Here is a 12,861-nt window from a genome sequence, read left to right as displayed (position 1 = left end):
TCCTACTCTGTCCGGGGCGACATAACGCCGCCCCGGTTATCCGATTAGAAGCGGAAGGTTGCGGTGGCGACCACCTGACGTTCTGCGCCCCAATAGCAGCCATAGGTAGCAAAGCAGCTAGAGACGTATTCTTTATCAAACAGGTTGTTCACGTTAATGCCAATCGAGGAACCGGGCAGATTGAAACGCGCCAGATCGTATTTTATTGCGGCATCAACCACCGTGTAGTCTTTCACTTTAAAGGTATTGGCCTCATCACCATAGCTGGAACCGACATAGCGAACACCGGAGCCCAGAGTCAAACCGCTGAGTGCGGTTTCATGGAAGGTGTAATCCGCCCACAGTGAAGCCATATGTTTTGGAATCGCCGCCGGGGTATTGCCTTGAAGCGTGGTGTCCTTGGAGTACTCGGCATCCGTGTAGGTATAAGACCCCAGCAGGTTAACATTGGCTGTTAGCGCGGCTTTGGCCTCCAGCTCGACACCGCGAGAGCGAATCTCACCGCCCTGAACGCTGGCGAATGGATGGTCTGGATTAGGGTCCGCCACCTTGTTGTTGGTTTTAGTCAGCTGATAAATCGCCATGCTGGCAGTGATGGGACGATCTTTTGGCGCAAATTTCACGCCCGCCTCATACTGTTTGCCCTTGGAGGCAGCGAAGGTGTTACCACTGAAGTCCGTGCCTGAAGTCGGCTCAAAGGATTCACTGTAACTGACATAAGGTGCAATGCCGTTTTCGAATACATAATTCAAACCGGCGCGGCCGGTGAATTCGTTGTCCTTCTGCTTTGAAACCGAATTCTGGTTCAACCGGTTGGTGCTGTTGGTATCACTCCAGTCATAACGTCCGCCCATGGTCAGCACCCATTGGTTCCATTCAGCCTGGTCCTGTACGTAAAGCCCGGTTTGCTCCTGGCGATTGACCTGACTTGCACCACCCGTAATGGTGTAACTTTGGTTACCGTACTGCGGCGCCACGACATTCAGAGGGGAAGCGCTGCCGTATTGATAGACGACGTCGTTACGCATACGCATGTAGTCCACCCCCATCAACAAGATGTGAGCGACCTGCCCAGTGGCAAACTTGGCCTGTGCCTGCGTATCCACAGCAAAACTGGACATGTGCTCTTTCGAGTTCATCACGCCACGGGTCAATTCCGCAGGGTTAGTCGCGCTGATGCCCTGGCCATAGATGGATCGGTAATCAACGTCCATTTTGGAGTAACGCAAGTTTTGGCGCACCGTCCACACATCATCAAACCCATGCTCAAAGGCGTACCCAACCATCTGTTGCTTACGTGAGATGTTGTTATAGCCCGGCTCACCGTCGTTGAAACTGGTCGGCAATTTACCGTTGATACCATTTTGCACCGTGCCCTCTTTCGGCAACCAGCCATAGAAGCCCACGCTGGGGTCATCCTGGAAACTGCTGAGGAAAGTCAACGAGGTGCGATCATCAGGCCGCCAACTGAACGAAGGCGCAATAGCATAGCGCTTGCTCTTTTCTCCCACCTGCTGCTGATCTTCATCACGCGCCAAGCCGGTCAAACGGTAAGAATAAACACCCGCATCATCCAACGCACCGCCGAAGTCGAAGCCGGTCTGGAACAGATTGTCGGTGCCCATTTTGAACTGAACTTCGCGCAGGGTTTCCGTCGTTGGGCGTTTGCTGACCAGCGCGACGACACCGCCAGGGTTGCTCTTACCGTAGAGTACGGAAGAAGGACCGCGCAGCACTTCGGCACGCTCGAGGAAGTAAGGGTCAATCTGGTAAATGGAATAGTTATCGTCCTGCAGTTTCAGACCATCCAGGTACATATTGGTACCCACGGAACTAAAACCACGAATGTTCACGGCGTCGTAGGCGGTAGAGGCACCACGGTTGCCTACCATCACACCCGGCGTATACGCCAGCGCACTTTTCACCGTTTCCGGCTGGCGCATATCCATCTCTTCACGCGTCACGACAGAGACTGACTGCGGCGTTTTAATCAATGGCGTATCCGTTTTAGTCCCGGTAGCGCTGCGCTTGGCCGCATAGGTGCCGACCGGCCCCCAGGCGCTTTCCTGCTGGGACTGACCGCTGCCTACCACGGTAATCGTGTCTTCCTTGGCAGTCGATTTGGTGTCGGCGGAAAATGCTGGCATAGCCAGCGTGCCAAGTGCAGCAGCGATAGTAATCGCTAACCCACTGACGTGAAAACGGCTCTGTTTGGCCGTGGAAGGAAGACGCTTGGTCGGCATAAGTGGTTTCTCTGATGAATTATTTGATAACGAATGTAAACGATAATAATTATTATAAGCGACGCATTTTATGCAGAAGCCAAATTAAACTGCAAGTCGAATTCAGCCTGTGAATTGGTGTGAGATTAACCGCTTAGCCACATTAACCTGATGGAAATAAACTGCGCGGAGAAATAAAAAAGCCCGCAACAGAAAGTTACGGGCTTAATAACAAAGAAAAACTTTTCGCCTAAGCGTTTTACATGCTTTGCTGCTTACTTGCCGAACATGTCCTTGATCCAACCCGCGACGCCGTCAGCATCTTTTTGCTCACCCGCCTGCTGTTGCTGCTGCTGTTGTTGTTGCTGAGCGGCCTGGCTTGCCTGGCACAATCCCTGCGGGTTATCCGTCCATACAGGGATGGTACGCCCACCACCGCTACAGACAAAGTTACCGCTGGCATCAATGCCCATTTGGTTAATACCTTCCGGCGGCTGCAGCATCAGCGGCAGCGGCGTCTGGTTTTCCAAATAGCGGCGATAAAGGGTCAATGCACCGTTGGCACCGGTCAACTTGGCTGGGCCGTTGTTATCACGCCCCACCCAGGCGATAGCCACTTCTTTACCGTCGATGCCGGCAAACCAGCTATCACGCAAATCGTTGGTGGTACCGGTTTTCGCCGCCAGGTTGTAGTTAGGGAACTTGACCGACAGTGAACGGGAAGTACCGCGCGCGACACCTTGTTGCATGGCGTACAGCGTCAGGTAAGCTGCCTGAGCAGGCACCACACGCTCGGCCTGCGGGAAGCTCTGATACAGCACCGAACCGTCTTCAGCAATCACCGAACGCACTGCAGACAACGGAGCACGGTTACCACCGCCGGCAATCGTCTGGTATTCCTGCGCGACTTCCATCGGTGTCAGGCCAATCGCCCCGAGCAGCATCGAAGGCACCGGGTTAATTTCTGCCTTTGGAATGCCCAAACGTTGCAGCGTAGCACTGATTTGATCCAGCCCAACCGACATACCCAGGTTCACCGTAGGTATGTTGAGTGAAAATGCCAGGCCATCCACCAGCATCACCTGACCACGGAACTTACGGTCATAGTTGTTTGGCTGCCAAACGGTACCGTTAGACAATTTCAACGTCAGTGGTTGATCCGCCAGCCAGGTGTTCAGACGATATTTGTCCGGCTCGGACAAGGCCGTCAGGTAAGTCGGTGGCTTAGCCAGTGACCCAACCAAACGACGCGCCTGCATGGCACGGTTGAATCCGGCAAACTGTGGGTTAGCACCACCGACCATGGCACGAACTTCACCGCTAAAGCGATCGACGATCACCATCGCCGCTTCCAGATCCTGAACGTGGCGAGCCGCCTTCAGCGCAGGTATACCATCCTCAACCGCCTTTTCTGCTGCATCCTGTGATACCGGATCCAACGTGGTGAAGATTTTCACACCGGACAGATCGTTAACCTTGTCGCCCAGCTTGGCTTGCAGTTCCTGACGAACCATCTGCATAAACGCGGGTTGCGGCGTGATCACCCCGCCTTTCGGCTGCACGCCCAAAGGTCGAGCACTGAGCATGTTATACAGCTCTGCATCGATAACACCTTGGTTCTGCAACAGTTTCAACACCAGGTTACGGCGTTCCAGCGCCAGTTTCGGGTTACGCCAAGGGTTATACAGCGACGCCCCTTTAACCATGCCCACCAACAGCGCCTGTTGATCCAGACTCAGCTCGTCTACCGGGCGGCCAAAGTAATACAGGCTGGCCAGCGGGAACCCTCGGATCTGATCGTTGCCGCTCTGGCCGAGGTAAACCTCATTCAGATACAGCTCAAGGATGCGATCCTTGCTGTAGCGGTAATCCACCAACAACGCCATGTAGGCTTCGTTGGCCTTACGCCACAGCGAACGCTCGTTAGTTAAGAACAGGTTTTTCACCAACTGCTGCGTCAGTGTACTGCCGCCCTGCACTGCACGTCCGGCTGTCAGGTTAGCCAACACCGCACGGCCAATGGAATAGGGGCTGATGCCATCATGCTCATAGAAATGGCGGTCTTCGGTGGCAATCAGCGTATCCACCAGCAGGTCTGGGAAACCGGCGCGTGGCACAAACAGACGCTGTTCACCGTTCGGCGACTGCAGCATGGTGATCAGGCGCGGATCGAGGCGGAAGAACCCAAAACTGCGCTGGTTTTCCATGTTCTCGATGTTCGCCAGGCGGTTGTTCTGGAAATTGAGACGCGCGTGGATCTGGCCCTCTTTACCGTCTGGGAAATCAAATGGGCGACGCAGCATCTCGATGCTGTTGGCCTGCACGGTGAATTCACCAGGGCGTGTCATGCGGCTTACCTGACGGTATTGCATGCCCTCAAGCAAATCGACCATTTCCTTTTTGCTGTACGGCATGCCCGGTTCCAGGTTGACCATTCGGCCATAAACCGCTGCCGGCAACTGCCAGACTTTGCCGTCAATGCGGCTGCGGATCTGTGAATCTAGATAGACGCCGTAGATCGCCAGCAGAACTGCGACCACCAGAATCAGTTTGATAAGCAGGCCGAGCCAGCGGCGTTTTTTACGCGGCGGAGTCGCTTTTACCTTACGCGGCATGCGTTCTTCCTCGTCTTCATAATCATCATCGTCATCCTGGTACTCGTCTTCCTCGTAATCATCGTAATCGTCTTCTCGACGACGGCGCGGCGGCTTGCGCGACGCGGTGCGTGTTGGTTGTTTCCCTTTGCGCCCGATGGGCTCGCGGTCATCCCCAGCCATTGCTGTTACTCTCCAGACTTGGCGGCACTGCCGGCCATTATGAGTCGCTTAATCTGTCGCGGCGTCAGGCCATTGAACAGAAGAAACATCTGAATTCATCCCCTAAATCATTGGTGTTGCATCAAGGCGGCAAGAGAACTTATCCCGATGAGCTTACTCTGGTAAGTCATTCGGGTAAGTGAGTGCAGCCAACACAGATGCGGCGTCAAGTATAACGGGGATTACTGATACTTTTTCGTGCGCCGCGTCGGTGCGGTATTCGCCGGGTCGTCCGGCCACACGTGCTTCGGATACCGCCCTTTCATCTCTTTTTGCACTTCTTTGTAGGCCCCCTGCCAAAACGCCGCCAGATCGCCGGTGATTTGTAATGGCCTGTGCGCCGGTGAGAGTAACTCAAGCACTACCGGGATGCGACCTTCTGCCAGCATCGGGCTACGCTGTTCACCAAACACTTCTTGCAAACGCACGGCCAGCGCAGGCGGTTTGCCGGCGTCATAGCGAATCGGTAACCGGCTGCCGGTCGGCACAGTGTAATGAGTGGGTAACGCATTATCCAGCCGTTGCTTTTGCTGCCAGTCCAACAGCCGTGACAACGCCTCGGCAATGTTCACCTGTTTTAAACCACGCATGTCACGTACGCCACTCAGCGACGGTAACAACCACTGCTCCAATGACGCCAGCAACGCGTCATCGTCGACCGGGGGCCAGGCGGCCTCTGGCAGCCAGTTTTGTGCGCACTGCAAACGTAGGCGCAACTGCTCAGCGGCGGTATCCCAGTTAAGCACCGCCACCCCCTGAACACGAACCCAGTTGAGCAATGCCTGTTGCAGCTCTTCGTCTGCCGGTTTGGCAAGGGGTTGTGCACGCAGCGTCAAACGGCCAATCTGCTGACGTTTCCAGGCGCGCAACGTGCCTTTTTCCTCGTCCCATTCCACTGCGGTTTGCTGGGAAACGATCGCCGGCAGTTGGGCCGCCAACGCATCAATCTCTACCGGTAGCGCCAGCAAAATACGGGCGTCGGGGCTGTTATGCCCTTGCAACAGGCCAGGTACGATCAGCCAAGGAGCTCGCGACAATGCCTCATCCTGATTCATCGCAGCGCCCATACCGTTAGCCAGCAGGTAACGACCATCCTGACCACGCCGTTGAGCAATGCGGTCAGTAAACGCCAACGCCAGGAGGCTCGGCGCCAGGTCAACATCCACCTGCCCCGCTTTTGTCTGTAAACGCCGGGCCAACTGGGTAGCACGGCGTTGCCAGTTCGGCTGCGGGCGGCTCAGCCAGTAGCCAATGTCCATTTGCCCGCCGCGTGGCGGTTCTTCCAGTAATGCCGCTAACGCAGCGGCTGTCGCAAGCCCATCGGCTCCTCGCTCTGCCCCCTGGGTTAGCATCGCCGCCAAACGCGGCTCACAGCCCAGAAGGGCCATCTGGCGACCACGCGCAGTCAGTTTATCGCCTTCATCGGTAGCACCAAGGTGTCGTAGCAGCCTTTTGGCGGCCGTCAGCGCCGTCTCCGGTGGCCGATCGAGCCAGGTCAATTGCGCAACGTCATGGCAGCCCCATTGCAGTAGCTCCAGCCAGAAAGCGGCGAGATCGCTTTGCACGATTTCCGGCTCCGCATGTTCCGCCGCCCGCTCTGCCTGCTCTTTGGCAAACAGATGCCAGCAAATGCCGGCCTCCAGGCGCCCTGCACGGCCAGCACGCTGGATCATTGATGCCTGGCTAATGCGTTGCGTCACCAATCGCGTAAGGCCGTTACGCACGTCATAACGCGCTACCCGCTCCAGACCACTGTCTACCACTAACCTAATGCCTTCGATGGTCAGGCTGGTTTCAGCGATGTTGGTTGCCAATACCACTTTACGGCGGCCTGCTGGTGCGGCCTGAATCGCTTTCTGCTGCTGTGCTAACGGCAAGGCACCGTACAGTGGGCATAACTCGATATCGCCCGCGACGTCACCGCTCAACCGCTCCAGTACGCGGTGGATTTCAGCCACGCCGGGCAAGAACAGCAGCAATGAGCCCGCCTGCTCAGACAACAGGCGCTTAACCGCGCTCGCCACACCGTCCTCCAGCCGTTGGTGGCTGGCTAATGGCTGATATTGACGCTCGACAGGGAAGCTGCGGCCAGCGGACACCACCACCGGCGCCTGTGGCAACAACTGCGTCAGACGAGCGTTATCCAGCGTCGCCGACATGATCAGCAGTTTTAAATCGTCGCGCAGCCCCTGCTGCACGTCCAATAGCAGTGCCAGCGCCAGATCGGCCTGCAGGCTACGCTCATGGAACTCATCGAGAATCACTAACGAAACGCCCTGCAGCTCAGCATCCTGCTGCAACATGCGGGTAAGAATGCCTTCTGTCACCACCTCGAGCCGGGTATGCGGCCCACTTTTGCTTTCGGCGCGCATGCGGTAACCCACCGTCTGACCGGGTTCCTCCCCCAGTTGCTGCGCCAATCGGTATGCCACGTTTTTCGCCGCCAGCCGCCGGGGTTCGAGCATAATAATGCGGCCCGGCAAACCGGCGTTAGCTAGGATCTGCAGCGGCAGCCAGGTCGATTTACCGGCACCGGTAGGTGCATGCAACAATACCTGCGGGGCGGATTGCAGTGCAGTGAGCAATTCATCAAGAACCGCACTGACGGGCAGTGAAGACACAGAACTCTCCGTAGTGGTTAACATTGGACGGCGCACATTGTAGCATTAGACTCTGCGTTTCATTACTTGCCGGGTATCTATGTCCAGTTCGCGCCGCCTTTTTTTCGCCCTGACCTTACCGGATGCATTACAGCAGCAGGTGATCCGTTGGCGCGCAGAAAGCTTCACACCCGAAGCGGGTCGGCCAGTCGCAGCAGCCAATCTGCACCTGACGCTGGCCTTTCTCGGGGATGTTTCAGCACCAAAAGAAGCCGCGCTTAAAAAGCTGGCCAGCCGCATTCGCCAACCCGGCTTCAGCATGGTATTGGATGACCTTGGCCACTGGCCTCGTCCCGGCGTGGTTTGGTTAGGCACACGACGCGCCCCGCGCAGATTGCTGCAGTTGGCAGAGCTTTTGCGATCGCAGGCAGCCCGCAGCGGGTGTTATCAAAGCCCCATGCCGTTTCATCCGCACATCACACTATTGCGCTCTGCAACACAGCCCGTCGCCATACCACCGGCTACACCGGGATGGGTCTTCAGCGCCGACGCATTTGCCTTGTACCAGTCAGTTTTTGAAAACGGCCGCACGCGTTATCAGATGCTTGAACAATGGCCCTTAGCCAACCAGGACAACTCATGATTTTTACGCCACCGCTGCGCCATGCCACGCTGATTAAACGTTACAAACGCTTTCTGGCGGACGTCATCACGCCGGAGGGAGAAACCTTTACCCTGCACTGCGCCAACACCGGTGCCATGACCGGTTGCGCAACACCCGGCGACACCGTTTGGTATTCCACCTCAGATAATGCCAAACGCAAATACGCCCACAGTTGGGAACTGACACATACCCAACAAGGGGACTGGATCTGTGTGAATACCTTACGCGCCAACACCTTGGTGCGCGAGGCTATCGAACAGAATCTAATCAATGAATTATCCGGTTACAGTAAAATCAGCAGCGAAGTAAAATATGGCAGTGAAAACAGTCGTATCGATTTGTTATTACAGGCAGAAAATCGAGCTAGCTGCTATATTGAAGTTAAGTCAGTCACATTATTGCAACAACAACGTGGTTACTTCCCTGATGCGGTAACGCTCAGAGGACAGAAGCACTTACGTGAGTTGCTAAGCGTGGTTGAAAGCGGGCAACGGGCGGTTTTGTTCTTTGCTGTGTTACATAGCGGTATTGAACAGGTCGCACCGGCACATCATATAGATGAGCGTTATGCGGCACTGTTGGCACAGGTTCAGCAATTGGGCGTAGAAGTCGTTTGTTATGGGGCTAAATTATCACCTGACGGTATATCTCTCTGCGATAAGTTACCGTTTTTTATCGATTAGCGCTGACTGGGCACAAATATTCCGACAACCGGTTATCGCGTCGCCAAATACGCCTTCCTTCACACCATTGTCAAGCAGGCGACAGGAATAATTGCCAACCTACGTCCCATCTGTTATTTATAGCGGCCTGTTTTTCCCCCGCATTGGGGATTCGATAGTGCGTGTGTATGTAGGAGAAGCAACATGCAAGAAGGGCAAACCCGTAAAACCTCGTCCTTGAGCATTCTCGCCATCGCTGGGGTGGAGCCGTACCAAGAGAAGCCGGGCGAAGAGTACATGAACGACGCCCAGTTGTCGCATTTCAAGCGCATTCTTGAAGCATGGCGCAACCAGCTCAGGGATGAAGTGGATCGTACTGTGTCGCATATGCAGGAAGAGGCTGCTAACTTCCCTGATCCGGCCGACCGTGCCACTCAGGAAGAAGAGTTCAGTCTTGAACTGCGTAACCGCGATCGCGAACGCAAACTGATTAAAAAGATCGAGAAAACGCTGAAGAAAGTAGAAGACGAAGATTTCGGCTACTGCGAATCCTGCGGCGTGGAGATTGGCATTCGTCGCCTTGAAGCGCGCCCGACTGCCGATTTGTGCATCGACTGCAAGACTCTGGCCGAAATCCGCGAAAAGCAGATGGCCGGCTAATATACCCAAAATAGGTGGAGTTGCATCAAGGCGGCAAGGGAGCTGATCCCAATGAGCTTACTCAAGTCAGTGATTAGGGTAAGTGAGTGCCGCCAACGCAGAAGCAACTTCAAAGATGACGGGTATACAGTTGTTACCGCTGCGGCGTGCGTCCTGCGTGCGCCGCACAGAGCAAAGGGAAAGTTTCCCCTCTGATATGCAAGAAAGACATTATGTGGGGCGCTTTGCCCCATCGCCTTCCGGGGATCTGCATTTCGGTTCGTTGATTGCAGCGCTGGGAAGCTACCTTCAGGCTCGTGCTCAACGCGGGCAGTGGTTGGTTCGCATTGAAGATATTGATCCCCCGCGCGAAGTTGCCGGTGCGGCCGATCGTATCTTATCCGCTCTGGAACACTATGGTCTCCACTGGGACGGCCAGGTCATCTATCAATCCCAACGCCACGAAGCCTACCGAGCCACGCTGGATCAACTCCATCAGCAAGGTCTCAGCTATTTCTGCAACTGTACCCGTAGCCGTATCCAGCAGATAGGTGGCCTCTATGACGGTCACTGCCGTCATTTGCATCTGGGTCCTCAGGGTGCCGCCATTCGTTTACGGCAGTCCGCACCGGTTTTCGCTTTTCACGACCGGCTGCAGGGCGAGTTGCACGCCGATCCCGCGTTGGCACGGGAAGACTTTATCATCCGTCGACGTGATGGCCTGTTCGCCTATAACCTGGCGGTAGTGGTTGACGATCATTTCCAGGGTGTTACCGAAATCGTACGCGGTGCCGATTTGATCGAACCGACAGTGCGCCAAATTGCGCTATATCATCAGTTGCAGGCACCGGTACCCACATATGCGCATTTGCCGCTGGCGCTGGGTGCTAACGGCATCAAACTCTCGAAACAAAACCATGCGCCAGCGTTGCCCGACGGTGATCCTCGCCCCGTGCTGGTTGCCGCATTGAAGTTTCTGCGCCAACCCCTGCCGGAAAGCTGGCAAGATCTTGACCTGCCGTTATTATTGAGCTGGGCAATCGCACACTGGAAGCTGGATAATGTACCGCGTCAGGAGGCAATCCCCTGGGCGGAAACACATCGGCATTCTCAAAAGAGCCATGGTGAGCTATGATTAGCCGCTATTTTTTGTTAGCGCCATTTTTATCAGACACTATCGAGGTGTACCATTTTTACCCGAGTAGCCAATTTCTGCCGTAAGGTGCTAATCCGCGATGACAAGCAGCCGCGCGATGAAGCGCCGGTCAGCGATAAAAACGTAGTCCGCGAAGAAAGCGTGGCGGCTGAACAGCCAGCTGCGCCGCAGCAACGTTCCGCCGATCGCGGCAGAGAAAGCCCTGCCCGCCGGCCGGCACCGCGTAAACGCCCACCTTTTCCTGCGGCAGAGGGAAACGGCTCAATGACCGTGATCCCGCGCGACCAGCACGCCATCTCACGTAAAGACATCAGTGAGAATGCGCTGAAGGTGCTGTATCGCCTGAATAAATCCGGCTTTGAAGCCTATCTGGTCGGTGGCGGCGTACGTGATCTGTTATTGGGCAAAAAGCCAAAAGATTTCGACATCACTACCAACGCAACCCCAGAGCAGGTGCGCAAGCTGTTCCGCAACTGCCGTCTGGTTGGCCGCCGTTTCCGCCTGGCTCACGTGATGTTCGGGCCGGAAATCATCGAGGTTGCGACCTTCCGTGGCCACCACGAACAGCAAACGCCGGAATCGGACAAGAATTCTTCCCAGCAGGCCCAAAACGGCATGCTGTTGCGTGACAACATCTTTGGCTCAATCGAAGAAGATGCTCAGCGCCGTGACTTTACCATCAACAGCTTGTATTACGGTGTCGCGGACTTCACCTTGCGTGATTACGTCAACGGCCTGCGCGATCTGAAGCAAGGTGTGATTCGCCTGATCGGCGATCCAGAAACTCGCTACCGTGAAGACCCGGTGCGCATGCTGCGTGCTGTGCGCTTTGCCGCCAAGCTGGACATGACCATCAGTGATGAAACCGCCGAGCCGATCCCCCGTCTGGCGTCCCTGCTACATGAGATCCCACCCGCGCGTCTGTTTGAAGAGTCACTCAAATTGTTACAGGCTGGCTACGGCTATCCGACCTATCTGAAGCTGTGTGAATACCAGTTGTTCCAGCCGTTATTCCCACAGATTGCACGTCACTTCACCCCTAACCATGACACGCCAATGGAACGTATCCTGGTGCAGGTGTTGAAGAATACCGACTATCGTCTGCAGAATGACATGCGCGTCAATCCGGCATTCCTGTTTGCTGCTATGCTTTGGTATCCGCTGCTGGAACATGCGCAGAAACTGGCGCAGGAAAGCGGGTTGGCCTATTACGATGCCTTCGCTCTGGCAATGAATGACGTGTTGGACGAGCAGTGCCGCTCGCTGGCGATCCCGAAACGTATCACCACGCTGGTTCGTGATATCTGGCAGTTGCAACTTCGGCTGTCACGCCGACAGGGCAAGCGCGCGCATAAACTGATGGAACACCCGAAGTTCCGCGCCGCTTACGATCTGCTGGCGCTGCGTGCGGAAGTGGAAGAAAACCCGGAAATGCTGCGTCTGACCGAATGGTGGGGCGAGTTCCAGGACGCTACGCCAGCGCGCCAAAAAAGCATGTTGAACACCTTGGGTGACGATCCGGCACCGCGCCGCACGCGTCAACGCCGCCCACGCCGCCGGACGCCGCGTAAAGAAGGGGAATAATGATCCGCGTTTATATCGCGCTGGGCAGTAACCTGGCGCACCCGCTACAACAGGTGAAAGCCGCACTGGAAGCGCTGGAGCATCTCCCGCGCACCCGGTTGATCGTTTGTTCTTCGTTTTACCGCACGAAACCGCTGGGGCCACAGAACCAGCCGGACTTTCTCAATGCCGTGGTTGCATTGGATACGTTATTGCCTGCCGAACAGCTCCTGGATCACACTCAGGCGATAGAGCGTAATCAGGGCCGCGTACGCAAAGATGAACGCTGGGGGCCTCGTACCCTGGATCTGGACATGATGCTCTATGGCGATCAGATCATTCATACCGATCGCCTGACCGTGCCACATTACGGCCTGAAAGAGCGTGAGTTCATGCTCTATCCGCTGGCGGAAATCGCCCCCGAGTTGATCTTCCCGGATGGTGAATCCCTGGCCAACTGCCTGAAACGCGTGCCGAAAAATGGCATGGAACTCTGGCATCACCCCAAGCAGAAATCCTGAGTCGGGCGCACTTCATCT

Annotated in this window: 8 protein-coding genes and 1 pseudogene; 6 read left to right on the top strand and 3 right to left on the bottom strand. The window is 55.7% G+C overall.

The features are described from left to right. Nucleotides 1-44: 44 nt before the first annotated feature. The 3 genes from fhuA to hrpB all read right to left on the bottom strand — a co-directional run bounded on the left by fhuA (nucleotide 45) and on the right by hrpB (nucleotide 7,659). A complete protein-coding gene (gene fhuA / locus AC2FCQ_RS22495) occupies nucleotides 45-2,243 on the bottom strand; it encodes a ferrichrome porin FhuA (RefSeq protein WP_209637560.1) in 2,199 nt (732 codons plus the stop codon). Between the two features lie 254 nt (nucleotides 2,244-2,497). Beyond that, a complete protein-coding gene (mrcB, locus tag AC2FCQ_RS22490; RefSeq protein WP_490309087.1) occupies nucleotides 2,498-4,999 on the bottom strand; it encodes a bifunctional glycosyl transferase/transpeptidase in 2,502 nt (833 codons plus the stop codon). Between the two features lie 221 nt (nucleotides 5,000-5,220). Continuing rightward, the gene (hrpB, locus tag AC2FCQ_RS22485; protein WP_490309086.1) at nucleotides 5,221-7,659 is read right to left on the bottom strand and encodes an ATP-dependent helicase HrpB; all 2,439 of its coding nucleotides are present in this window, start codon (nucleotides 7,657-7,659) and stop codon (nucleotides 5,221-5,223) included. 79 nt (nucleotides 7,660-7,738) lie between these two features. Here hrpB and thpR point away from each other — a divergent pair, with 79 nt between their 5' ends. The 6 genes and pseudogenes from thpR (at nucleotide 7,739) to folK (ending at nucleotide 12,843) form a co-directional block, all read left to right on the top strand. Beyond that, nucleotides 7,739-8,281 (top strand): RNA 2',3'-cyclic phosphodiesterase, encoded by a 543-nt coding sequence (thpR, locus tag AC2FCQ_RS22480; RefSeq protein ID WP_209637554.1) that lies wholly within the window; start codon nucleotides 7,739-7,741, stop codon nucleotides 8,279-8,281. After that, nucleotides 8,278-8,985, top strand: a complete 708-nt coding sequence (gene sfsA / locus AC2FCQ_RS22475; protein ID WP_061807932.1) for a DNA/RNA nuclease SfsA — start codon at nucleotides 8,278-8,280, stop codon at nucleotides 8,983-8,985. The genes thpR and sfsA overlap by 4 nt, the downstream gene beginning before the upstream one ends. A 183-nt stretch (nucleotides 8,986-9,168) precedes the next feature. After that, a complete protein-coding gene (dksA, locus tag AC2FCQ_RS22470) occupies nucleotides 9,169-9,624 on the top strand; it encodes an RNA polymerase-binding protein DksA (RefSeq protein WP_012146687.1) in 456 nt (151 codons plus the stop codon). A gap of 196 nt (nucleotides 9,625-9,820) precedes the next feature. Continuing rightward, nucleotides 9,821-10,731 (top strand): annotated as a pseudogene (gluQRS, locus tag AC2FCQ_RS22465) (tRNA glutamyl-Q(34) synthetase GluQRS). Between the two features lie 61 nt (nucleotides 10,732-10,792). After that, nucleotides 10,793-12,343: a polynucleotide adenylyltransferase PcnB gene (pcnB, locus tag AC2FCQ_RS22460; protein WP_404760566.1), complete on the top strand. Its 1,551-nt coding sequence runs from the start codon at nucleotides 10,793-10,795 to the stop codon at nucleotides 12,341-12,343. Beyond that, on the top strand, nucleotides 12,343-12,843 hold the full coding sequence (gene folK, locus AC2FCQ_RS22455) for a 2-amino-4-hydroxy-6-hydroxymethyldihydropteridine diphosphokinase (RefSeq protein WP_490309085.1): 501 nt from the start codon (nucleotides 12,343-12,345) through the stop codon (nucleotides 12,841-12,843). Before pcnB ends, folK begins: the two co-directional genes overlap by 1 nt. Nucleotides 12,844-12,861: the final 18 nt, after the last annotated feature.

The organism is Serratia sp. CoH_134_PS_4, from assembly GCF_058190535.1.
Note: the sequence above shows the minus strand (reverse complement) of the source record. Positions and strands in the feature narration are given on the sequence as shown.

What these genes read in the sequence shown, in the direction of transcription:
- folK (WP_490309085.1), top strand. Translation starts at nt 12,343, where the DNA reads ATGATCCGCGTTTATATCGCGCTGGGCAGTAACCTGGCGCACCCGCTA.
- sfsA (WP_061807932.1), top strand. Translation starts at nt 8,278, where the DNA reads ATGATTTTTACGCCACCGCTGCGCCATGCCACGCTGATTAAACGTTAC.
- mrcB (WP_490309087.1), bottom strand. Translation starts at nt 4,999, where the DNA reads ATGGCTGGGGATGACCGCGAGCCCATCGGGCGCAAAGGGAAACAACCA.
- dksA (WP_012146687.1), top strand. Translation starts at nt 9,169, where the DNA reads ATGCAAGAAGGGCAAACCCGTAAAACCTCGTCCTTGAGCATTCTCGCC.
- fhuA (WP_209637560.1), bottom strand. Translation starts at nt 2,243, where the DNA reads ATGCCGACCAAGCGTCTTCCTTCCACGGCCAAACAGAGCCGTTTTCAC.
- thpR (WP_209637554.1), top strand. Translation starts at nt 7,739, where the DNA reads ATGTCCAGTTCGCGCCGCCTTTTTTTCGCCCTGACCTTACCGGATGCA.